We start from the raw sequence: 22,247 nt of genomic DNA on the forward strand, positions 1-22,247 counted from the left end.
AGCGTAAGACCGTGGGGCCAAACGAGAAGGATTTGGGCCGCGAGTGAAATAATCCGCAGCCTTCTGATCGATTCGCGCCGTGACCCACACGCCCGCTCCACCCGAGCGCCCCGCACGCCGGAGATTCCTCGCCGTCACCACTCTCGCGGGCAGCGGGCTCATGCTCGGCCTCGCGTTGCGCTCCTCGGGTGACGCGAGCGCCGCCGCCCCGTCGCGAGACCTCCTGCGTTCGCAGGAGGTCTTCAAGCCCAACGTCTTCATCCGCATCGCCCCCGACGGCGTGGTGACGCTCATCGCCAAGCAGATGGAAGTGGGCCAAGGGGTGAAGACTTCGCTGCCCATGGTGCTCGCCGAAGAACTCGAGGTCGACTGGAAAGACGTGGTCGTCGAACAAGGCGATCTCGACGAGGCCTACGGCAACCAGTTCAGCGGCGCGAGCAGCTCCACGCCCAGGAACTACCAGGCGTTCCGCGTGCTCGGCGCCACCGCGCGCACCTTGCTTGTGCACGCGGCCGCGAACGCGTGGGGCGTGCCCGTGCGCGAATGCCATGCGGCGATGAGCGCGGTGCACCACCGCGCCTCGGGCCGCTCTCTCCGTTACGGTGAACTGGCGGCCAGCGCCGCCACGCTGCCCGTGCCCACGGGGCGTGCGGTCAAGCTGAAGTCGCCCCGCGACTTCAAGCTGCTGGGCACACGCATCGGCGGTGTCGACAACAGCCACATCGTGCGCGGCGCGCCGCTTTTCGGCATCGACGTGCGCGTGCCCGGCATGCGCTATGCGGTGTACGAGAAGTGCCCGGTCTTCGGCAGCACCGTGCGGAGCGCCAACCTCGACGAGGTGAAGGCCCTGCCCGGCGTGCACGATGCCTTCGTCGTGGCCGGCATCGGCGGCGTGCTCGGCCTGCGCCCGGGGGTGGCGATCGTGGCCGAGTCGACCTGGGCGGCCTTCAGCGCGCGCAAGAAGCTCAAGGTGCAGTGGGCCGACAGCCCGGTGGCGCGACAGGGCTTTGCCAGCTTCGCCGAACAGGCCGCGCGCATCGCACGCCAACCGGGGGCGACCGTCTCGCGCCAGGAAGGCGACGTGGCGAAGGCGCTGGCCTCGGCTTCGCAGCGTGTCGAGGCGTTCTACACCTACCCGTTCATCGCCCATGCGGCGCTCGAGCCGCTCAACTGCACCGCCTCGTTCAAGGACGGCACGCTGCAGCTCTGGACCGCCTCGCAGGCGCCGTCATGGGCGCGCGATCACGTGAGCAAGAGCCTGGGCGTGCCGCCCGCCGCCATCCGCATGCACATCGTGCGCGGCGGCGGGGCCTTCGGGCGGCGGCTCTCCAGCGACTACGTGGTCGAAGCCGCGGCCATCGCGATGCGCTCGCCGGTGCCGGTGCAGCTCGTGTGGTCGCGCGAAGACGACCTGCAGCACGACCACTTCCGTCCCGGCGGCTTCCACCTGCTGCGCGGCGGCCTCGGCCGGGCGGGCGAGGTGGTCGCCTGGCACGACCACTTCATCGGCTTAGGGCGCGGCGGCCCGATCGACCCGCAGCTCGGGAACGAATTCCCGGCGCCCTGGGTGAGTGACTGCCGAGTGGAGCAAAGCGCCATCGACTGCGGCATCCCGATGGGTGCGTGGCGGGCCCCGCATGCCAACGTGAGCGCGTGGGTCGTGCAGAGTTTCGTCGACGAGCTGGCCCATGCGGCCAGGCAGGACCCGTTGGCCTTCAAGCTCTCGTTGCTCGGCGATCGACAAGCCATGCGGCCGGCCGGCTTCTTCTCGCGCCAGGGCGTCTACCAGGTCGCCCGCATGCGCCGCGTGCTGCAGGCGGTGGCCGAGAAGAGCCAGTGGGGTCGCGCCCTGCCGCAAGGCCAAGGCCAGGGCATCGCCTTCCATGCAAGCTACGGCGGCTACGTGGCGCAGGTGGCCGAGGTCGCGGTGTCGCCTGAAGGTCAGCTGCGCGTCAACCGCGTCGTCTGCGTATGCGACGTGGGCGAGCAGATCGTCAACCTGAGCGGCGCCGAGGCGCAGGTGCAGGGCTCCATCCTCGATGGCCTGAGCGCGGCCTGGCTGCAGGTGGTCGACATCGAAGGCGGCCGGGCCAAGCAGAGCAACTTCCACGACTACCCGCTGCTGCGCATGGCCGACGCACCGGCGATCGAGGTGCACTTCCTGCACTCCGACAATCCCATCGGCGGGCTCGGCGAGCCGGCCCTGCCGCCCGTGGCGCCGGCCGTGTGCAACGCCATCTTCCGCGCCACCGGCCACCGCGTGCGCACGCTGCCGATCAGCCGCACCCGCCTGGGCTGGGCGTGAGGTCCATCACACCGGAATCGGCCCTCGATTGAGTGGGTTCCTGCCACGCCAGCAGCGGCAACAATGTGCCGCTGCACGATGCCCAGGCCGGTTCACACCATGAAAGATTCCAAGCGGGTTGTCATCCTCATCACGGTGCACCAACCCACCTTCACGCCGCTGGAAGAGATCTCGCTGCGGCAGTGCTTCGAGGTGCTGGGGCACTACCCGATCAAGCTCGTCTGCCCCGAGGGCATGGACACGAGCGCCTACCGCGCCGTCATCCCGCAGATCGAGGTCGACCACATCCCGCCGCACTGGCAGTCGAGCTACGCGAACTTCACGCTGATGAAGATCGAGCCCTTCCTGTACCGCCGCTATGCGCAGTACGAGTACGTGCTCTTCTATGAACTCGATGCCTTCGTCTTCCGCGACGACCTCGCCGCCTGGTGCGACCGCGGGCTCGACTACATCGGCGCGCCCTGGTTCGAAGGCATGGTCGCGGCAAAGGAAAACGCCGCCGTGCACGGCGTGGGCAATGGCGGCTTTTCGCTTCGCAAGGTCTCGGCCATGCTGCGCGGGCGGCTCTCGAAGCGGCTGTGGCTGCGCCTGCTTGCCACTGAAGCTCGCCAGAAGCCGCTGCAGGCACTGCGGCGTTTCATCGTCGACCTGCCACGCATCGCCTTCGGCCGCGACACGACGATCAACTACCAGCGTGGCGAAGACAGCTTCTGGGGCCTGGTGGTCAACCGCCACCTGCCTTGGTTCAAGGTGGCCTCGTTCGACGAAGCGCGCCAGTTCTCGTTCGAGACGCTGCCGCGCCGGCTCTACAAGCTGAACGGCGAGCGCCTGCCTTTCGGCTGCCACGCCTGGACGCGCTACGACCTCGAGTTCTTCCGCCCGCACATCGAAGCCTGCGGCTACAACCTGGATGGGCTCGTGCCGCGCAGCACATTCCACACATTGGAAAAGGTCGGCTGATCGCGGGCCCTTCACGGCGCGCAATTACACTGACTTTCCGCCGCCTTCGCGGCCTCCCTGCCCGTACCGGAGAAGCCGGTTGCCTGAGCATCTAAGAGCCCTCTGCTTCATCCTGCCGATCGCCTGGGTGGTGTTTCTCTTCGCCAAGAAGACGATCATCCCCAATGGCCTGGTCACGCCCCAGGACTTCAACCGGCGGCGCAACCTGTGGTTCGCGCTGACGCTGTCGGCGTTCCTCGCGCACAACTTCTGGATCTTCGCGGCGGTCGCCGCAGTCGCGATCCTCATCCTGTCGCGCGACGAGCCGAACAAGGCGGCGATGCATTTCGCGGTGCTCGTGTGTCTGCCGCGGCTGACGGCCTCGATCTCCGGCGGCGGTTTGGTGAAGGAACTCTTCGCACTCGACCCGCTGCGCATCCTTGCACTCCTCATCCTGGTGCCGGTGTGGTGGCAACTGCGCAAGCGGCCCGACGTCGAGCCTTTCGGCAAGCTGCTGGTCGACAAGATCATGATCGTGATGTTCGCGCTCGAGATCGTGCTCACGCTGCCCGAGCGCACCTTGCCGAGCGTGCTGCGCGACAGCGTCTTCTACGCGTTCACCAATGTCTTCCTGCTGTACTACGTCAGCAGCCGTTCCTTGCGGTCGATCCAGCACTTCCGGGAGTCGCTGAGCATGCTCACCGCGGGCTTGTGGGTCTTCTGTGCGATCGTCGCCTTCGAATTCCTGCGTCGCTGGCTCCTCTACTCGTCGCTCGAGCGGGCACTCGGGGTCAGCATCGGCGACCGGGGCTATCTGATCCGCTCAGGCATGCTGCGCGCCGAAGGCACGGCGGGGCAATCGATCATCGCGGGCTACGTGGCCGCGGTCGGCATCGGCATCTTCCTGTACGTGCGCACGCTGATCCAGAACCCCTGGATGCGGCGCGCGGGCATGGCGCTGATGTTCGCGGGGATCGTCGGCGCGTTCGCCCGCGGGCCTTGGGTCGGTGGCGTGGCCATCATCATGGTCTTCCTGCTGCTCGGGCCCTCGCCGTTCGGCAGCATCGGCAAGCTGGCCGGTGCGATCCTGCTGTCGCTGCCCGTGCTGCTGACGACCGACGCCGGACTGGCGATGATCGACCACCTGCCCTGGATCGGCACGGTCGACGCCCGCAACGTGGACTTCCGCGAGAACCTCTTCGACGTCGCCATCCGGGTGATCTTGCAGTACCCGTTCTTCGGCAACTACGACTTCGCCACCATTCCCGAGATCGAGTCTCTGCGTGGGAGCGACGGGATCATCGACGTGGTCAACACCTACATCATGATCGCGCTGCGAGGTGGCATCGTGTCGTTGACTGTCTTCGTCCTGCTGGTCGCCGCTGCCATGTGGGGCGTCTTCATGAGCCTGCTGAAACTCGACAAGCACGACGAGCGCCATGTGCTCGGCCGGGCCCTGCTGGCGACGATGGTCGGCGTGCTCGTGACCATCGCCACCGTGAGCCCGATCTTCCTGGTCTATCCGCTCTATTGGTGCCTGACCGGCCTCATGGTGGGCTTCACCCAGCTGGTGGCGCGTGGCGAGCCGGTCCGGAAGCAGGTCGGGGCGGGGCCGGTGGGCGCGGTGCGCCCGGTCCCGCAGCCTTTGCGCACGCCGGGCCGCGCCACCTGGCGGTGATCGGCGGGACCTAACGCGCGCAGACGCCGCGCGTGGCGGCCTCGCCGGCCAGCGTCAGGTTGTCGCTGACATCCGCGGCCGCGGAGGCCAGCCGCACGGCCACCTGGTTCGACGCGCCCGAGGGGAAGCACGCCACGTTGCCACGCACGACCGCGTCACGGTCTTCCGCGTCGCCGGGGGTCCGGTTGCCGCGGGTGATCATCACGGCGACGTGAGGGCTCTTCTGGTCGTTGAAAACACGGTTGTTCTCGACCACGATGCCAGGCGAGGCGTTGATGCAGAAGGCGCACTCGCCCAGGTTGACCACCGTGTTGTTGCGCACCACGAAGTTGCGGAACCACTCGGCCGTCTTGTAGCCGCTCGTGATCGAAATGCCCCAGCAGCTGCGTGCCGACGCCCGCTGCTCAATGGTGTTGCCTTCGATCAGCATGCCGTCCATCTGGCCGTGCATGGTGACGTTGCCGCCCTTGCACACACCGTCGACCACCGAGTTGTGGCGGAAGGTGTTGCCGCGCACGACGTTGCGGCGCCCGCCCGCTTCGTTGCCCGACAGGTAGATGGCGTGGTCGTAGTCGCTGCCCGAGAAGTTGTTGGCCTCGAAGAGGTTGTCTTCGATCAGGCTGTCGTTGAACTGGCCAAGGATGCCCATGCCCTTGTTGCGGCTGATGACGTTGCGCCGGATCACCACGTGGTTCACCCCTTGCGGCGCCCTGGCCTGCGAATGGATGCCGATGTGGAAGCCGGTGATCTCGCTGTCCTCGATCGTCACGTGGTGCAGGTTGTGGATCAGAAAGAGGCCCCACTGCCCGGTGCCGCGGCCGTCGAGCTTGAGGTTGCGCAAGGTGTAGCCACCGTCGTAGGAGGTGTTGTTGTACTTGCCGAACATGAAGACCGCGTTCTTCACCCCCGGCGCCTGCAGCCACGGCCGCTCACCGCGACCATAGGCGTCGATCACGAGCGGAGCCTCGGCGGTGACGCGCGGGTTGTCGAGGACCAGCATGTCCTGCACCCAGACACCGCCACGCGCCAGAAGCAGCTTGCTGCCGGCGGGCAATGCGTTGATGGCGACACTTTCGAGCCGCCGCTTGGGTGAGCGCGGGCTCTTGCCGTCGTTGGCATCGTTGCCCTGCACGCAGCCGGGTGCCGCACCCGGCTGGCAATCGGAGAAGTAATAGGTGGCCGCCGCCTGCGCCTGCGCTCCCCACGAGACGGCGCCTGCCAGCGCCAGGGCGCTCAGCGTTGCGCGCACACGCCGGTCTTGGCTGCAGCGCCGGTCAGCACCACGTTGTTGTCGACCTTGCTGCTCGATGCGAGCACGCGCGCCGCAGCGCCGTTGGTCGAGGCGAAGCAGATGGTGTTGTTGCGAACGATCGCATCACCGTCGGGCACGTCGCCGCCTTCGTACTTGCCGGCGCCGATGAAGACGGCGTTCTGCTGCGTGGCCTGGGTGTTCACGATGACGTTGCCTTCGATCACGATGCCGGGCGCCGACTGCACCGCGATGCCGGTGTTGCCGGAATTGACGATGCGGTTGTTGCGCACGACGAAGTTGCGGAACCACTCGGCCGACGTGTAGCCCTGCGTGATGGACATTGCCCAGCAGCCGGGCGTGGCTGCGTCTTGCACGATCTGGTTGCCTTCGATGAGCACGCCGTCCATCTGGCCGTGGAAGGTCATGTTGCCGCCCTTGCAGACGCCGTCGACCGTCGAGTTGCGGATGTAGCGGTTGTTGCGCAAGACGACGTTCTTGCCGCTGTGAGGGTCGCTGCCGGAAAGGTAGGTGCCGTGGTCGAAGGTGCTGCCCGAGAAGTTGTTGGCCTCGAAGAGATTGCCTTCGATCACGCTGTCGCTGAACTGGCCGAGGATGCCCATCCCCTTGTTGCGGCTGATGCTGTTGTTGCGGATGACGACGTTGGTCACGCCATGCGGCCCGCGCGCCTGTGAATGGATGCCAATGTGAAAGCCCGTGATCTCGTTGTCTTCGAGGGTCACGTGGTGCAGGTTGTGGACCAGGAACAAGCCCCAGTCGGCGATGCCCATGCCGTCGATCTTGAGGTTGCGCAGCGTGTAGCCGCCGTCGTTGGTGGTGTTGTTGTAGCCGCCGAAGACGAAGGCGGTGGCTTTTGCATGCGGCACCTGGATCCAGGGGCGGTCGCCCTTGCCGTACGCGTCGATGACGATCGGCGCTTCGGCGGTGGCGCGCATGTTCTCGATCAGCATGAGGCCTTGCACCCACACGCCGCCGCGGGCCAGCAGCAGCTTGCTGCCGGCAGGCAAGGCGCTGAAGTCGACGCTCGCCAATGTGCGCTTGGGCGAGCGCTCAGACGTGCCGGAATTGCTGTCGTTGCCGGGCACGCAGTCCTTGGCGGCTCCGGGCTGGCAGTCCGAGAAGTAGTAGGTGCGGCCGACCGCCGAGGCTGAGCTGGCGCAGCCTGCGGTGGCCAGCACGGTGAGTGCCATCAGCCAGCCAGCCACCCCGATCCCGCTTGTCTCACACTGCGCGCGAATTCCCATTTGCAATCTCCATCGACGTCCAGCCGAAATCGGGCGCCGCAAGAATACACGCGGGACATGAAATGAAAAAAGGCCTCGCAGCATGCTGCGAGGCCTTGGGGCTTGACGCCCTGGGGGTCAGTTCAGACCGGCGATCACTGTGCGCACACGCCGGTGGTGGCAGCCGCGCCGCTCAGGACCACGTTGTTGGTGACCGTGGAGCCCGGCGAGTTGATCGAGGTCACCGAGCCGCTCGCACCGCCGCCGGCCAGGCAGAGGGTGTTGTTGCGGACCACGGCGTTGCCGTCTGCCACGTCACCCCCAGCGTACTGGCCGCCGATGCTGATGCTGGCCGTGCCGATGGCTTGCGTACGGATGGTGCGGTTGCCTTCGATCAGGATGCCAGGAGCCGACTGGGCGACGATGGCGCTGCCTCCGTTGATCAGGGTGTTGTTGCGAACGATGGCGTTGCGGAACCACTCGGCCGTCGTGTAGCCCTGGGTGATCGACATCAGGTAGCAGCTCGGCGCCGAAGCACCTTGCTCGATGGTGTTGCCTTCGATCGTCAGACCGTCGATCTGGCCGTGGAAGGTCATGTTGCCGCCCATGCAGGTGCCGTTGACGGTCGAGTTGCGAACGTAGCGGTTGTTGCGCAGGGTGATGTTGTGGCCGCCACCGATGTAGGTGCCGTGGTCGAAGATGCTGCCGCTGAAGTTGTTGGCTTCAATCGTGTTGCCTTCGATCAGCAGGTTGTCGTAGTGGCCCAGCAGACCCATCGAACGGTTGTGATGGATGTTGTTGTTGCGCAGGGTCACGCCGGAGACGCCGTACGGAGTGCCTTCGTTGGAGTTGATGGCGATGCGGAAGCCGGTGATCTCGTTGTTCTCCATGATCACGTCACGCACGTTCTGCACGAACCAGACGCCCCATTCGGCGGTGCCCATGCCGTCCAGCTTCAGGTTGCGGAAGGTGTAGCCACCGTCGTTGCTGGTGTTGTTCCAGCCGCCGCCGAGGTTGAACATGTTGCCGGAGGCGACGCGCAGCGTCGGAGCTGCACCGGTACCCCAGGCGTCGAATGCCAAGGGGGCAGCAGCGCTGGCGTTCGGGTTGTCGATCGTCACGGCGAAGTTCGCCCAGGCGCCACCACGCTTGAAGAGCAGGCGGGTGCCGGCCGGCAGAGCGTTCACGTTGATGCCCGACAGGTTCTGCTTGGGCAGGGCCTGGGTGCCGGGGTTGCCGTTGCTGCCGGGGATGCAACCCGTGGCGGCGCCGGCTTGGCAGTCGGAGAAGTAGTAGGTCGGGGCGCCAGACGGAGCCGGGGCGGGAGCGGGAGCGGGAGCCGGTGCGGGCGCAGGAGCAGGAGCAGGAGCCGGTGCGGGCGCAGGTGCCGGAGCCGGGGCGGGGGCAGGCGCGGGAGCCGGGGCGGGAGCCGGCGCGGGGGCAGGAGCCGGTGTAGGTGCCGGAGCGGGCGCAGGGGCCGGGGCCGGCGCAGGCGTCGGTGCCGGAGCGCTCGTGGGCATCGCGTAACAGGCCTTCGCGTACTGCGGACGCGGGTCACGGTAGAAGAGCGCATTGCCGCAGGTGTACGTCCCGGCGGCCAGGGTGCGCTGGACGTAGAGGGTGCCCGAGCCATAGCGCAGGGTGGTGGTGGTCGTGAGGGTGAAGCGCTGACCCTCGTTGGCCACACGCGTCCAGCCGGTCGGTGCGGACACCAACTGCGGCACGACGCCGAGGGCGCTTTCGGTCTGGGTTTCAGATTCGGCTTGTGCACCTTCGGTGGTGGAGGTGTCGCTGCCGCCGCAGGCCGCCAGGGCCATGCACAGGGCAGACAGGGGGATCAGCTTGAATCTGGTTTCGATCGAGAAAGACAACATTTCAAATTCCGGTAAGTTGACGCCCGTTTCAGGGCTGCTTCGGGCGTCGCACAAGGGTTTGCAACACGCTTCAATTGAGGACTACCAACCTGAGCGGCTGCCACCATTTCGGTGCATCACCATCACGCAGAGACCTCGGCCTATCCAGCCTGAGCCCCGACTCATTCGTTCGGGACTGCAGATTTGGTATGAGCAGTTTCGGCGCGGCCGACCTAGGCGCTGTAAGTCGAACTGTCAACACGTATCCGCCGGGGTTTTCTCTAGAAGGCAACGGAACAGGTCCTACACCCCCATAACTAGGGGGTTTGCGAGCACTGGCCCTCCGAGGCGGTGTTTCGGAAAACTTACAAACCAGAACCGTCGTAACAGGCGGGCACAGGCAGGCCACCCCGAGGACGAGGGAGATGGCCGGTATTTCCACCGCATTTGTCGGGGTTCAACCGTGCCGGCACCGACGGGCGTCTGCAGTGCGGGGCAGAATCCGCCCGGGCCGGTGCCCGGGGAAGTTCGCTCATGGTGTCCAGGCTTCGAATCGCTGCGGTGCTGGCCACGCTGATGTGCTCGGCGTCGGTCATCCTGGCCTTTGCGCCACAACCGCAAGCGCTCGCAGCCCGGAAGGAAGCGCCCAGCATCCTGCTGGAGCAGGCGATCCCCCAGCAGTTCGGCAATTGGCGTCTCGACCCGGCGCAGTCTGTGCTCGTGGTCAATCCGCAGACGCAGCAGCTGCTCGACAAGCTGTACGGCCAGGTGCTCACCCGCACGTACGTGAGCCCAAGCGGCTACCGCATCATGTTGTCGGTCGCCTACGGCAACCACCAGCGCGGCGCCATGCAGGCCCACAAGCCCGAGGTGTGCTACCCCGCCCAGGGCTTCAACCTGCTCCACAGCGAGAGCGCCGAGATCGGCACGCCCTACGGTGCGATCCCGGGGCGGCGCATGAGCACCCACAAGGGCAGCCACTTCGAGCCGGTCACCTATTGGTTCACGCTCGGCGAACAGGCCGTGCGCTCGCGCTTCGAGCAGCGCGTGGCGGAGATCCGCTCCACGCTCACGGGGCAGATTCCCGACGGGCTGCTGTTTCGCGTGTCGTCGATCGACACGGACACGAAGCGCGCCTACGCCGAGCACGATCGCTTCGTGGCCGATCTGTTGGGCGCGACGGCAACGGCGGATCGTGTGCGGCTGAGTGGCCTGTCAGGCACGGGCGGACATGCCAAGACCCTGTGATCCAGTGCACGCGCAGTGAACATTTCACGCCTCTGACACGGGCTCCATTTCGCCCCCTCAATCCGGGTGCGGGACGGAACATCCTCAGCCGCTACACTCAAAAACTTCAGGGTCTCAGCGCGCGCCTGCGAGCACTCAGGCCCGCTTCCGATGCAACGCGATCCCCTTGACGAACCCAGTCCGGAGACAGCCTGAATGAACCCGCAGCGACAACCCGGCAAGCAACCCACATGGCCTGCCGTCGCTGCCAGCGTCATCGCGGTGTTTGGCGTGCTTCTCGCAGGTTGCAGCAAGTCCGACGACAAGCCTGCCTCGCAAGTCGTCGCCAAGGTCAACAAGCAAGAGATCACGATCCATCAGGTCAACTTCCTGCTCGAGCAGCAGCGCGGCCTTCGGCCTGACCAGGCCGACGCGGCGCGCAAGCAGGCCCTCGAGCGCCTGATCGATCAGGAGCTGGCGATTCAGAAGCTCGGCGAGATCAAGCTCGATCGCGACCCGCGTGTGATGCAGCAACTCGAAGCCGCGCGCCGCGAAGTGCTGTCCCGTGCCTATTACGAGCGTGTTGGCGAAGGCGCCAGCAAGCCGAGCGATGCGCAGGTCTTCAAGTACTTCAACGACAACCCCGCGCTCTTCGCGGAGCGGCGTGTGTATCGCCTGCAAGAGTGGCTGATCGAAGCCACGCCAGCACAGCTCGATGCGGTGCGCGAGAAGGCCCAATCGGGCAAGGCGCTGAACGAGCTGACCGACTACCTGCGCGCCAACAGCTTCAAGTTCGATTTCAACCAGGCCGTCCGCCCGGCCGAGCAGCTGCCGCTCGACAGCCTCGCTTCCTTCGCCAAGATGAAGGACGGCGAGACGCTCGTCATCAACAAGCCCAATGGCCTGCTCGTGATCGCGGTGGTCAACTCGCGCCTCGAGCCGGTGGAGCTGGCCCGCGCCAAGCCCGCCATCGAGCAGTTCCTCCTCAACGAACAGAAGCGGCGCATCATCGCCGACGACATCAAGGCCCTGCGCGCGGCGTCCACGATCCGCTACGTCGGCAGCTTCGCGAATCAGGCCGAGACCGCTGCATCGCAACCGTCGCCCGTCGGCGCCGTGCAAGGCGCAGCCTCCGGCAACAGCGAGAGCCCGAAATGAAGAACCTGAGCCATCTGACTCGCCACCTCGCCTGTGCCGTTGCGCTGCTGGCAGGCCTGTCGCTCCTCAGCTTCAGCCAACCTGCGTCGGCTCAGGCCGGCGGCACGGCCAACGCGCAGTACCGGCTGGCGTCTGGCGACGTGATCCGCATCACCGTCTTCCAGAACCCCGACCTCACGCTCGAAGCCCGCGTCAGCGAAACCGGTGTGATCTCGTTTCCGCTCCTCGGCTCCGTTGCGATCGGCAACCTGACCCTGCTGCAAGCCGAGAAGAAGATCGCCGACGGGCTGAGAGACGGCAACTTCGTGAAGCAGCCGCAAGTCTCCATCCTCGTCACGCAGGTGCGTGGCCACCAGGTTTCGGTGCTCGGCCAAGTAGGCCGCCCGGGCCGTTTCCCCCTCGAACTGGCCGACACCAAGCTAACCGACATCCTGGCCACGGCCGGCGGCATCGCCGCTGGCGGCTCTGACACCGTGGTGCTGGTCGGCCGCCGCAATGGCCAGCCCTACCGTGTCGAGATCGACCTGCCGAGCATCTTCGGCCCGGGTCGCCGCGGCGAAGACGTGGTGCTGCAGAACGGCGATGTGATCTGGGTCGAGCGTGCCCCCGTGGTCTACATGTACGGCGAGATCGCCCGCCCGGGTGCGCTGCGCCTGGAACGCGGAATGAGCCTCGTACAGGCCCTCGCAGGCGCCGGTGGCATCACCCAGCGCGGCACCGCCCGCGGCCTGAAGGTGCACCGTCGCGATGCAAACGGCAATGTGCAGATCATCGACGTGCAGATGAACGACTCTCTGCGCGCCGACGACGTGGTCTACGTCCGCGAGTCCGTCTTCTGATCGCATGCCATGAACGGCCTCAACCTTCGACAAATCCTGCTGATTCTGCGGCTGCGCTGGCCACTGGTGCTCGCGCTTTTCGTGCTCGTGATGGCTGTCGCCTTCGTGGTCTCGCTGCGAATGCCGAAGAAGTTCACCGCCGAGACCTCCCTGCTGCTCGACGTCCGCGCCGACCCGCTCGTGGCCACGCTGATGCCTTCGATCGCCTCCCGCGAGTTCCTCGGCACACAGGTGGAAATCATCCAGAGCGAACGCCTGGCCGGCCGCGTTGCCAAGATGCTGGGCATGACCGAAGGGCCCGCCGCCGTCGAGCAGTGGCGCCAGGCCACGCAGGGCCGCGTGCCGATCGAGACCTACTACGGCACCATCCTGCGCAACGGGCTGAGCGTCGTGCCGGCGCGCAACACCAACCTCATCGACATCGGCTTCACCGGCGGCGACCCGCGCTTCGTGGCCGCAGCCGCCAACGCCTTCGCCAAGGCCTACATCGAATTCAGCGTCGAGCTGCGCATCGAGCCCTCGCGGCAGTACGGCACCTTCTTCGACGAACGCCTCAAGGTCCTGCGCACCCAGCTCGAAGACGCACAGCGCAAGCTGTCGAACTTCCAGCGCGAGCGCGGCATCATCGCCACCGAGCGGGTCGACCTCGAAAGCTCACGCTTGGCCACCACGATGGCGCAACTTGCGGCGGCCCAGGCGGAACTGGCCGACACCAACAGCCGCCAGCGCAACACCGGCACCGAGACGTCTCCCGACGTGCAGTCCAGCACCGTGGTCCAGGGCCTGAAGTCCGAGCTAGCCCGTGCGGAAACCAAGCTCCAGGAAATCAGTTCCATCGTCGGCTCCAACCACCCGCAGCGGGTGCAGCTCGAAGCGCAGATCGCCAGCATCAAGCAGCAGATCAGCTCCGAGATGCGCCGTGTGTCGGGCGTGACCGCGACCGTGAACCGCGCGACCGGCCAGAAGATCGCCGAACTCACCGCGGTGGCCGAAGCGCAGAAGCGCACCGTGCTCGGCCTGCGCGCGCAGCTCGACGAAATGGCGCTGCTGCAGCGCGACGTCGAAACGGCACAACGTGCCCACGATGCCGTGGCCAACCGCCGCAGCCAGGTCTCACTCGAAAGCCAGGCCGACCAAGCCAGCGCCCGCGTGCTGACACCTGCCGTTGAGCCACTGGCGCCGTCGAGCCCCAAGATTGCGAAGAACATGGGTGCCGCGGCCTTGCTCGGGCTGGCGCTGGCGATCGCCGCCGCCCTCGGCTGGGAGCTGCTCGATCGGCGTGTGCGCAGCCCAGCCGACCTCGACTTCGTCGAAGGCGTGCCGGTGCTCGGCGTGGTGTCGCCGTGGGCCGACGCCCACCGCCGCTGGCCGCACCGCCCGCGCGGGCCGCAGGGCCTGCCGCCGGCGGACCGGAACTACCCACCGCAACTCACCTTGGAAGAGGGCACCTGATGGCGACGATGTCCTCGGGCAAGGCGCGAGAGGCAGACCGATCAATTGGGGCGATTCTGGTGAGTTCAGGGCGTCTGGCGATCGAAGACGTCGAACGCATCATCAATTTCCAGAAGGAACGGGACCTTCGCTTCGGCGATGCGGGCATGCAGCTCGGGCTGCTGACCGAAGCCGACATCTTCTATGCGCTGTCCCTGCAGTTCGACTACCCGTACCTGAGCGGGCCGGGCCATCCGGTCAGCGATGAAGTGGTGGTGGCCTACCGGCCCTTCAGCGCCGAAGGCGAACGGCTGCGCTCGTTGCGCAGCCAGCTCCAGCTGCGCTGGTTCCGCGAAGGCGCATCGCGGGTGGCGCTCGCCGTGGTCGGCACGCGCCCTGGCGAAGGCCGCAGCCTGCTGGCCGCGAATCTTGCCGTCACCTTCGCGCAGGCGAAGGAGCGCACGCTGCTGATCGACGGTGACCTGCGCAACCCGCGGCAGAACTCGCTTTTCCGCGTCGAGAACCAGACGGGCCTGTCCAATCTGCTGACGGGCCGCATGCACGAGCAGGTGATCAAGCTGGTGCCGGGTATCCCGGGCCTCGCGGTGCTGCCGTCCGGGCCAATTCCGCCCAACCCTGAAGAGCTGCTGGGTCGGGCGTCGTTCGCCCGCATCCTCGAGCAGAGCATGTCGGCCTTCGACGTGATCATCATCGACACGCCCGCCATCACCTGCGGAGCCGATGTCACGCTGCTGGCGCGCTTTGCCGGCGCTGCCCTCGTGGTCGCGCGCAACAACATGACCCGCACGGCCGAGCTTCGAGATCTCGTCGCGCACATGCAGGACGCGGGGGTCAAGGTCGTCGGCTCCGTGCTGGTGGACGCTCCCTTCACGAAGCCTGCCAAGCTGAAGAAGCAGGGTGAGGCCGGTGGGCGCTGAACCTTTTCGTGCGGTGGCGGAGGTGCGCCCCCTGTCCCCGTGGTGGCTGCTGGTGGCGGGGCTGGCCGCCATGTACCTGCCCGTCTATTGGGCGGCCAGCCAGACGCTCTGGCAAAGCGAGGAAATGGGTCATGGCCCGATCATCCTCGGGCTGGTGCTTTGGCTGTTCTGGCGGGCACGCGAGCGCATCGCCGCGGAATCCACGCCCCCATTTCACGCCCTCGGGTGGCCGCTCTTCGCGTTCGGCGTCGTGCTGTACGCGTTCGGGCGGACCTTCTCGGTTGCCAGCATCGAGTTCATCTCGCAGATCTTCGTGCTGGCCGGCGGCCTCGCACTGCTGGGCGGCCGCGGCGGGCTAAAGGCGGCGTGGTTCCCCCTGCTGTACCTGCTCTTCCTGGTGCCGCTGCCGGCCAGCGTCATCGACGCCATCACCGGCTCGCTCAAGAATTGGGTGTCGGTCCTGGTGGTGGACCTTCTCTACGCCCTCGGCTATCCGATCGCCCGCACGGGCGTGATGATCTCCATCGGCCCCTACCAGCTGCTGGTGGCCGATGCCTGCTCGGGGCTCAACTCCATGTTCAGCCTGACCGCCATCGGGGCGCTGTTCATCTACTTCAAGCACCGCGCACAAACTTTGCATAACGTGCTCATGGTTTCGGCGATCCTCCCGATCGCGTTCGTGGCCAACATCGTGCGCGTGACGATTCTTTCACTGATTACTTACCACTTCGGTGATGAAGCCGGAGCCGGATTCCTCCACAGTGCGGCGGGCTTCGTCCTGATGGCGGTGGCGGTGGGTCTTCTCTTCGCGCTCGATGCGGTGCTGATGACCTGGCGGGAAAAGGCCGCGAGCGCAACATGAAGATCACCACCTCACTGCGCAGCAGAGCCTTGCGCGCCGGCGCCTGGGCCGGCGGCGGCCACATCAGCGGCCAGCTGCTGCGGCTCGTGGGCAACCTGTTCCTGACCCGGCTGCTGCTGCCCGAGGCCTTTGGCCTGATGGCCACCATCGCGGCCTTGACGCTCACGCTCAACCTGATCTTCGACGTCGGCAGCGGCCCGGTCATCGTGCAGAGCAAACGCGGAAGCGACCCCGCGTTCCTCAACACGGCGTGGACGCTGCAGATCATTCGCGGATTGGTGATCTGGTCGATTTCCATCCTGGTGGCGCTTCTGATCGCCTATGGCCAGACCCACGGCATGTTCAAGGAGGGCTCGGTCTACGACGACGAGCGCCTGCCCTGGCTGATGGTCGCGACCATCTTCTCGATGGTGCTGCTCGGCTTCGGCTCGGTGAACAACAAGGTGGCCGAGCGCAACCTGGACCTCGGCAAGACGACGGCCATCGACCTGGGCGCCCAGCTGTTCTCGACTGCCGCCATGATCGCCGTGGCCGCTGCCACCCATTCGATCTGGGCGCTGGTCATGGGCAACCTGCTGTCGGCCGGCCTGCGCTGCGCCATGAGCCACATCTACCTGCCCGGCCCGCCGCCGCGGCTGCGGCTGGAGCGCAACGCGCTGCACGAGCTGATCAGCAAGGGCAAGTGGGTCATGGTCTCGTCGGTGCTCGGCCTCATCGCGCTGACGGGCGACCGGCTGCTCTTGAGCGGTCTCTTCGACGGCACGACGATGGGGCTCTACTCCATCGCGTTCGGGCTGGCGAGCATGGCCACGTCCGCCGTGGGCAGCGTGTTCGGCCGGATCATGCTGCCGAGCTTCAGCGAAGTCGTGCGTGAACGCCCTGCGGAATTGCCCGAGACCTATAGGAAGTTCCAGCAGCTGACCGACCTGGTCATCGGCCTCGTGGGCAGCTTCATGTTCATGGCGGCGCCGGCCATTATCGGCGTGCTGTACGACGATCGCTACCAGGGCGCGGCACAGATCTTCTCGATGCTGGCGGTCGGCGCCATCGGGTCGCGCTTTCTGGTGGCCGAGCAGATCTACGTCGCGATGGGCCGCACGGCGCTGTTGCCTGCATCGATCTTCCCGAAGGTGCTGCTGCTGCTCATCGGCCTGCCGCTGGGCTACTCGATCGACGGGCTGCAGGGCGCACTGGTCGCGATCGTGGCGAGTTCCTTCGTCCAGTGGCCCATCGCCCTCTGGTTCCGCCATCAGCATGGCCTGAACCACTGGCGCAACGACATCGTGCTGCCGTTCGCCGTCGCCGCCGGGCTGTCGCTCGGCTGGGCGGCCAACGCGCTCTGGCTCGTCGTGAGCACGTGAGCGTACGCATGAGTGCGAACGCCGAGACCCAGCGCATCCCGGCCCTCGACGGCTGGCGCGCCATCAGCATCCTGCTGGTGATCATCGGCCACCTGGTCAACTATCGGTACCAGAGCGGCCCGCCATCGCCGATCGCGGCGTACCTGTCGGTGATGGGCGTCAAGGTCTTCTTCGTCATCAGCGGCCTGCTGATCGCCGGGCTGGCCCTCAAAGAGGAGGCCACCACCGGCACGCTCAGCATGAAGGGCTTCTACCGGCGCCGCGTCTACCGCATCCTGCCGGCCTACTTCGCCTACCTGGCAACGGTGCTGGTCTTTTCGCTGCTGGGCTGGATCCAGCAGGACGCCGCCGGCATCGGGCTGGCCGCCGTCTTCGTCTGCAACGCCCCCGGGCTCGATTGCGGGTGGTTCGTCGGGCACTCGTGGTCGCTGGCGTACGAAGAGCAGTTCTATCTGGTGTTCCCGCTGCTGTTCGTTCTGGTGCCACGGCACGTCAAGCCCAGGCTCTTTGCCGCGATCCACGCGTTCCTCGCCGCCACGCCGCTCCTCAGCCTGCTGCTGATGCCAGACACCCCCGAGTGGGCAGCCTATCGTGTGCTCGCGTCGCACTTCTGCTGCATCTCGGCCGGCGTGATGTTGGCGCACCACCGCGAAACGCTCGCCAGGCTCGCTCGGCACCATGCACTGGTGAGCGCTGCCGCGCTCGTGGTGGTGGCGGGCTGCATCGCCGTGACCAGCGGCCACTTCGGCCACCTGCCCTATCACCTGCGCAACGCCATCGAAACGCTGGTGCTGCCGGTGTCGATCGCCTGGCTCGTCTTCCGCACCACGGTCCACCGCGGGGCCGTGACGGCCTTCCTCGACTGGGCTCCGCTGCGCTACATCGGCAAGATCTCGTTCAGCCTCTACCTCTGGCAGCAGATCTTCACCGCCGCGCCGGCGACGGTCACGTTCTCGGTCTTGTGGCTGCTGCCAGTGGCGATGTTCTCGTACCACTTCATCGAGCAGCCAATGGTGCGGCTCGGCCGCGCGAGGTCGCATCCGCCGGAACTGCTGAGGCAGTCTCTGGCGCGCTGAAGGCAGAACACTGCAAGCGGAGGTCCAACTTGCTCCCCACAACGCCATGACACGCATCATCGCCATCGTCGGCGGTGGCCTGAGCGGCACGCTCACCGCCGTCCACCTCATGCGGCACGCAGTCGAAGCCGATCTCAAGGTCGTGCTGATCAACCGCTCGGGCCTGCTGGCCCGCGGCGTGGCCTACGGGACGCGCAGCGCCGATCATGTGCTGAACGTGCCGGCGGCGCGCATGAGCGCCTTCGACGACGACGAGGGTCACTTCCTGCGCTACGCCCAGGCGCAGGAGCCCGGTGTGCAAGGCGGCACCTTCGTGCGCCGCGAACTCTACGGCGACTACCTGGAGTGGACGCTTCAGCAGGCACATGCGCAGTTGGCGGAGCCAGAGCGCTTTGAGCACCGCTGCGAGCATGTCGAGTCGCTGGAGCTCACCGACCACGGCACGGTGCTGCACTTCGGCCAGGGCGCGTCGCTGGAGGCCGACCGCACGGTGCTGGCGCTCGGCCACTTCGCACCGGCCGACCCGCGGCTCGACGACAACACCGTGCTGGCCAGCACGCGTTATGTGCGAGACCCGTGGCGTGCCGATGCCTTGTCGCGCATCGGTCATGACGAGCCCGTGCTGCTGCTCGGCACCGGCCTCACCATGGTCGACATTGCGCTGGCGCTCGAGGCACGCGGCCATACCGGCCCGATGATTGCCCTCTCGCGACGCGGGCTGCTGCCGCAGCCGCACCGCACCGGCGGGGCGCCGCCCATTGGCATCACCCTGCCCGACGAACTGCTGGCCGGGCCACCCGATCTCAAGCGTTGGCTGCACATGATTCGCACCCAGTGCGACACCCTGGCCGGCCAAGGGATCGACTGGCGCGAAACCCTCGCGTCGCTGCGCAACGCCACGCCCGACCTGTGGCAGCGCCTCGACCAGCGGCAACGCGCGCAGTTCCTGCGCCACGTGCAGGCCTACTGGGACGTGCACCGTCATCGCCTCGCGCCGACACTCAACCAGCGCCTGCAAGCCCTTCTCGAGAGCGGCCGGCTACAGGTGCGCGCCGGGCGACTGCAGTCGCTGCAAACCGGCCAGGCCGGCGGCCTTGCGGCGATCTACCGGCCCCGCGGCGCGCACGGCGCAGTCTCGCTGCGTGTGGCCCACGTCATCAACTGCACCGGCCCGAGCACGGACCTGAAGCGTGCACGTGAGCCGCTGATGCAATCGCTGCTGGCCTGTGGCCAGGCCACGCCCGACACCCTGGGCCTCGGATTGGCCACCGGCGAGCACTACGCGCTGCTCGACGCCAAGGGCAGGCCCTCGCCGGTGCTGCGTTATCTCGGCCCGTTCCTGCGGGCACAGTATTGGGAATGCACCGCGGTGCCCGAGCTGCGCCGGCACGCCAAGGCGCTGGCCGAGGTGCTGTGTGCCGAACGCCTGGGGGCGGTGGCGCACTGACGCGCCACCGAGGCGACCGGCGCCTCAGGCAGCGCTGGCGACGAAGTGCGGATTGTCGAAACCGGGCTTGCCGTAGCGCAGCGCCGCGCCAGCGAGCGTCTCCACCTTGCCGCCCGCGGCGGCCAGCACGGCATGGCCGGCCGCGATGTCCCACTCCATCGTGCGGCCCAAGCGCGGGTACAGATCCGCCTCGCCTGCCGCTACGAGGCACAGCTTGAGCGACGAACCGGCGTTGGCCAGTGCCGCCACCTTGCGGCCTGCGAGGAACTGGTCGAGCGCTGCGGCGTCGCCGTGCGAACGGCTGGCCACCACAGTCAAGCCCTCGGCCGGCACGGCGCGGCATCGGATCTCCCGCCGGCCCTGCGCGTCTTCCACGTAAGCCCCGGCGCCAGCGCGCCCTGCGAACAAGCGCTGCAGCGCCGGCGCCAGCACCACACCAAGCGTCGGCTTGCCGTCTTCGACGAGCGCGATGTTGACCGTGAACTCCCCATTGCGGTTGATGAACTCCTTGGTCCCGTCGAGCGGGTCGACGAGCCAGAAGCGATTGCCCACCTGCGGGATCTTGCCGGCCGAGACGGCCTCTTCCGCCACGATGGGAATGTCGGGTGTGAGAGCCGTCAGCGCGGCCGTGATCACGGCCTCGGCCCGCTCGTCGGCCTCGGTGACCGGTGATGCATCGGCCTTGCCGCGCGCGCTGAAGTCAGTGGCGTAGATGGACAGGATCACCTCGCCCGCGTCGCGCGCGATCTTCACGATCGCGTCGAGCAAGGGGCCCGCTGAGTTGAGGGGGAGCGTCACAATTTTCCTTTGTAGTCGTCAGTGATTCGAATAAGGTGCACGAAGTTTTTCATGCGTCCATTCCCGTTCATTAAATCTTAATTGTCGCGATGAGTCTCGAGACCACCGCCAACCTGGAGCAATGGAACGCCCGTCGCAAGCGCGCGGTGGAGTTGCGTCTCGCCGGCAAGTCGCTGCCTGACATCCGCCGCGAAACCGGCCTGAGCGCCCCCACCGTGATCGCCGCGCACAAGGCCTATCTCGCAGGCGGCTGGGATGCCGTTCCCCTCGAAGGCCGTGGGCGCAAGCGCGGCGTGGGCCGGGTGCTGGATGCCGCGCAGGAGCATGCGACGCATGCGGCGCTGCTACAAGCCCCCGAAACGGTAGGTGCCGGCGGCGGGGTGTGGACTTTGTCTACTACCGCACGCTGGGTGAACGAGCGCTTTGGGGTCGCCATCGAGGAGCGCACCCTGTCGCGCTACCTGGTGCGCTGGGGGCTTGTGCTGGCGCCGTGGCGCAAGGTCGCGAGCGCGAGCGAGGCCGGCATGCAATGGTGGAACACCGGGCTGCCGGAGCTGCTCAAGACGGCACGCGCACGCGGCGCGCAGGTGGCCTGGTGCTGCGCATCGCTCCTGCCGAGCGGCGACGGCCTTCTGCTGCGTGCGCAGACGCTCAAGGGCCGCATGGCTTGGCGCGCCATGCCCGACGACACCGATGCGGGCGCGATATCGCGCTTCCTCGCTCAGCTGTCCGAATCGTTCGACGCGCCGTTGTGCGTCGCGCTGCACGCCCCTCACCTGCCACCTGCGGGCTGGCCCGATGCCACCTGGCCCTGCCCTGTCGGGCCCGAGCTGCCGGCTTCGGCGCCCACACCCGCAGCCCTCATCGCCCCCACTCCGGCCCCGCGCGCGCCGCTCAACGTGTCTCCTTTTTCCGAGGCCTCCGCTGCCATGAACCCAAAGCTGACCCACCTGCAACGTCTCGAAGCCGAGAGCATCCACATCCTCCGGGAAGTGGTGGCCGAGTGCGAGAACCCGGTGATGCTGTATTCGATCGGCAAGGACAGCGCGGTGATGCTGCACCTCGCGCGCAAGGCCTTCTACCCTTCGCCACCGCCCTTCCCGCTGCTGCACGTCGACACGACGTGGAAATTCCGCGACATGTACGCGATGCGCGAGCGCATGGCAAAAGAGCTCGACATGAAGCTCATCGTCCACCAGAACCCCGAAGCGCTGGCGCTGGGCATCAACCCCTTCATGCACGGCTCGCAGATCCACACCGACTTGTGGAAGACGCAAGGGCTCAAGCAGGCGCTCGACCTCTACAAGTTCGACGCCGCCTTCGGGGGCGCGCGGCGCGACGAGGAGAAATCGCGTGCCAAGGAACGCATCTTTTCCTTCCGCTCGGCACAACATCGCTGGGACCCGAAGAACCAGCGACCCGAACTCTGGAACCTCTACAACGCGCGCATGCACAAGGGCGAATCGATGCGCGTGTTCCCGATCTCCAACTGGACCGAACTCGACGTCTGGCAGTACATCTACCTGGAGAACATCCCCATCGTGCCGCTCTACTTCGCGAAGGAGCGGCCGGTGGTAGAGCGCGACGGCACGCTGATCATGGTCGACGACGACCGCATGCCGCTCAAGCCCGGCGAGACACCGCAGATGCGCCGCGTGCGCTTCCGCACGCTCGGCTGCTACCCACTCACCGGCGCGGTGGAATCGAACGCGCAGAACCTGCCCGAGATCATCCAGGAGATGCTGCTCACCCGCACCTCGGAGCGGCAAGGCCGCATGATCGACCACGATGCATCGGCGTCGATGGAGAAGAAAAAACAAGAAGGCTACTTCTAAGAGGATC

General features: G+C 66.8%; 17 protein-coding genes and 1 pseudogene. 14 read left to right on the forward strand and 4 right to left on the reverse strand.

What is annotated here, in order from left to right:
* The first annotated feature begins 79 nt into the window (after nucleotides 1-79).
* The 3 genes from RXV79_RS20550 (at nucleotide 80) to RXV79_RS20560 (ending at nucleotide 4,922) form a co-directional block, all read left to right on the forward strand.
* Nucleotides 80-2,305, forward strand: coding sequence for a xanthine dehydrogenase family protein molybdopterin-binding subunit (locus tag RXV79_RS20550; RefSeq protein WP_316699969.1), 2,226 nt, complete (start codon nucleotides 80-82; stop codon nucleotides 2,303-2,305).
* A gap of 99 nt (nucleotides 2,306-2,404) precedes the next feature.
* The gene (locus tag RXV79_RS20555) at nucleotides 2,405-3,265 is read left to right on the forward strand and encodes a DUF5672 family protein (protein ID WP_316699970.1); all 861 of its coding nucleotides are present in this window, start codon (nucleotides 2,405-2,407) and stop codon (nucleotides 3,263-3,265) included.
* 79 nt (nucleotides 3,266-3,344) lie between these two features.
* A complete protein-coding gene (locus RXV79_RS20560) occupies nucleotides 3,345-4,922 on the forward strand; it encodes an O-antigen ligase family protein (protein ID WP_316699971.1) in 1,578 nt (525 codons plus the stop codon).
* A 10-nt stretch (nucleotides 4,923-4,932) separates the two neighbouring features.
* Here the strand turns inward: RXV79_RS20560 and RXV79_RS20565 are convergent, their stop codons facing one another.
* From RXV79_RS20565 to RXV79_RS20575, 3 genes are all read right to left on the reverse strand, one after another.
* Nucleotides 4,933-6,171, reverse strand: coding sequence for a right-handed parallel beta-helix repeat-containing protein (locus RXV79_RS20565; protein WP_316699972.1), 1,239 nt, complete (start codon nucleotides 6,169-6,171; stop codon nucleotides 4,933-4,935).
* On the reverse strand, nucleotides 6,156-7,382 hold the full coding sequence (locus tag RXV79_RS20570) for a right-handed parallel beta-helix repeat-containing protein (RefSeq protein ID WP_316699973.1): 1,227 nt from the start codon (nucleotides 7,380-7,382) through the stop codon (nucleotides 6,156-6,158). Before RXV79_RS20570 ends, RXV79_RS20565 begins: the two co-directional genes overlap by 16 nt.
* 188 nt (nucleotides 7,383-7,570) lie before the next feature.
* Nucleotides 7,571-9,289: a right-handed parallel beta-helix repeat-containing protein gene (locus tag RXV79_RS20575; protein ID WP_316699974.1), complete on the reverse strand. Its 1,719-nt coding sequence runs from the start codon at nucleotides 9,287-9,289 to the stop codon at nucleotides 7,571-7,573.
* Between the two features lie 513 nt (nucleotides 9,290-9,802).
* Here RXV79_RS20575 and epsI point away from each other — a divergent pair.
* The 9 genes from epsI to RXV79_RS20620 all read left to right on the forward strand — a co-directional run bounded on the left by epsI (nucleotide 9,803) and on the right by RXV79_RS20620 (nucleotide 19,607).
* Nucleotides 9,803-10,516: an exosortase-associated protein EpsI, B-type gene (epsI, locus tag RXV79_RS20580; RefSeq protein ID WP_316699975.1), complete on the forward strand. Its 714-nt coding sequence runs from the start codon at nucleotides 9,803-9,805 to the stop codon at nucleotides 10,514-10,516.
* A gap of 195 nt (nucleotides 10,517-10,711) precedes the next feature.
* Nucleotides 10,712-11,653: an EpsD family peptidyl-prolyl cis-trans isomerase gene (locus RXV79_RS20585; protein WP_316699976.1), complete on the forward strand. Its 942-nt coding sequence runs from the start codon at nucleotides 10,712-10,714 to the stop codon at nucleotides 11,651-11,653.
* Complete coding sequence (gene epsE / locus RXV79_RS20590; protein WP_316699977.1) at nucleotides 11,650-12,492, forward strand: polysaccharide export protein EpsE; 843 nt, start codon at nucleotides 11,650-11,652, stop codon at nucleotides 12,490-12,492. The genes RXV79_RS20585 and epsE overlap by 4 nt, the downstream gene beginning before the upstream one ends.
* Before the next feature lie 9 nt (nucleotides 12,493-12,501).
* Nucleotides 12,502-13,944, forward strand: a complete 1,443-nt coding sequence (epsF, locus tag RXV79_RS20595) for a chain length determinant protein EpsF (protein WP_316699978.1) — start codon at nucleotides 12,502-12,504, stop codon at nucleotides 13,942-13,944.
* Complete coding sequence (gene epsG / locus RXV79_RS20600; RefSeq protein WP_316699979.1) at nucleotides 13,944-14,861, forward strand: chain length determinant protein tyrosine kinase EpsG; 918 nt, start codon at nucleotides 13,944-13,946, stop codon at nucleotides 14,859-14,861. The genes epsF and epsG overlap by 1 nt, the downstream gene beginning before the upstream one ends.
* Nucleotides 14,851-15,723: an exosortase B gene (gene xrtB, locus RXV79_RS20605; RefSeq protein WP_316699980.1), complete on the forward strand. Its 873-nt coding sequence runs from the start codon at nucleotides 14,851-14,853 to the stop codon at nucleotides 15,721-15,723. The genes epsG and xrtB overlap by 11 nt, the downstream gene beginning before the upstream one ends.
* A complete protein-coding gene (locus RXV79_RS20610; protein WP_316699981.1) occupies nucleotides 15,720-17,084 on the forward strand; it encodes an oligosaccharide flippase family protein in 1,365 nt (454 codons plus the stop codon). The genes xrtB and RXV79_RS20610 overlap by 4 nt, the downstream gene beginning before the upstream one ends.
* An 8-nt stretch (nucleotides 17,085-17,092) precedes the next feature.
* Nucleotides 17,093-18,160: an acyltransferase family protein gene (locus tag RXV79_RS20615; RefSeq protein ID WP_316699982.1), complete on the forward strand. Its 1,068-nt coding sequence runs from the start codon at nucleotides 17,093-17,095 to the stop codon at nucleotides 18,158-18,160.
* Nucleotides 18,161-18,206: 46 nt separating this feature from the next.
* Nucleotides 18,207-19,607 (forward strand): FAD/NAD(P)-binding protein, encoded by a 1,401-nt coding sequence (locus RXV79_RS20620; RefSeq protein ID WP_316699983.1) that lies wholly within the window; start codon nucleotides 18,207-18,209, stop codon nucleotides 19,605-19,607.
* A gap of 24 nt (nucleotides 19,608-19,631) precedes the next feature.
* Here RXV79_RS20620 and cysQ read toward each other — a convergent pair whose 3' ends face one another.
* On the reverse strand, nucleotides 19,632-20,405 hold the full coding sequence (gene cysQ / locus RXV79_RS20625) for a 3'(2'),5'-bisphosphate nucleotidase CysQ (protein ID WP_316699984.1): 774 nt from the start codon (nucleotides 20,403-20,405) through the stop codon (nucleotides 19,632-19,634).
* An 89-nt stretch (nucleotides 20,406-20,494) separates the two neighbouring features.
* On the opposite strand from cysQ, the pseudogene RXV79_RS20630 reads away from it, so the two are divergent.
* Nucleotides 20,495-20,875: pseudogene (locus RXV79_RS20630) on the forward strand (hypothetical protein); the annotation flags it as partial.
* A 207-nt stretch (nucleotides 20,876-21,082) separates the two neighbouring features.
* Complete coding sequence (gene cysD / locus RXV79_RS20635; RefSeq protein WP_316704169.1) at nucleotides 21,083-22,240, forward strand: sulfate adenylyltransferase subunit CysD; 1,158 nt, start codon at nucleotides 21,083-21,085, stop codon at nucleotides 22,238-22,240.
* The last annotated feature ends 7 nt before the right edge of the window (nucleotides 22,241-22,247 follow it).

Source organism: Piscinibacter gummiphilus (assembly GCF_032681285.1).
GTDB lineage: Bacteria > Pseudomonadota > Gammaproteobacteria > Burkholderiales > Burkholderiaceae_C > Rhizobacter > Rhizobacter gummiphilus_A.

Bases quoted from the DNA above. Each gene is read 5' to 3' on its own strand.
- RXV79_RS20615 (WP_316699982.1), top strand. From the start codon at position 17,093: ATGAGTGCGAACGCCGAGACCCAGCGCATCCCGGCCCTCGACGGCTGG.
- epsI (WP_316699975.1), top strand. From the start codon at position 9,803: ATGGTGTCCAGGCTTCGAATCGCTGCGGTGCTGGCCACGCTGATGTGC.
- RXV79_RS20620 (WP_316699983.1), top strand. From the start codon at position 18,207: ATGACACGCATCATCGCCATCGTCGGCGGTGGCCTGAGCGGCACGCTC.
- RXV79_RS20585 (WP_316699976.1), top strand. From the start codon at position 10,712: ATGAACCCGCAGCGACAACCCGGCAAGCAACCCACATGGCCTGCCGTC.
- epsF (WP_316699978.1), top strand. From the start codon at position 12,502: ATGAACGGCCTCAACCTTCGACAAATCCTGCTGATTCTGCGGCTGCGC.
- RXV79_RS20555 (WP_316699970.1), top strand. From the start codon at position 2,405: ATGAAAGATTCCAAGCGGGTTGTCATCCTCATCACGGTGCACCAACCC.
- RXV79_RS20610 (WP_316699981.1), top strand. From the start codon at position 15,720: ATGAAGATCACCACCTCACTGCGCAGCAGAGCCTTGCGCGCCGGCGCC.
- RXV79_RS20575 (WP_316699974.1), bottom strand. From the start codon at position 9,289: ATGTTGTCTTTCTCGATCGAAACCAGATTCAAGCTGATCCCCCTGTCT.
- cysD (WP_316704169.1), top strand. From the start codon at position 21,083: ATGCCCGACGACACCGATGCGGGCGCGATATCGCGCTTCCTCGCTCAG.
- RXV79_RS20570 (WP_316699973.1), bottom strand. From the start codon at position 7,382: ATGGCACTCACCGTGCTGGCCACCGCAGGCTGCGCCAGCTCAGCCTCG.
- epsE (WP_316699977.1), top strand. From the start codon at position 11,650: ATGAAGAACCTGAGCCATCTGACTCGCCACCTCGCCTGTGCCGTTGCG.
- epsG (WP_316699979.1), top strand. From the start codon at position 13,944: ATGGCGACGATGTCCTCGGGCAAGGCGCGAGAGGCAGACCGATCAATT.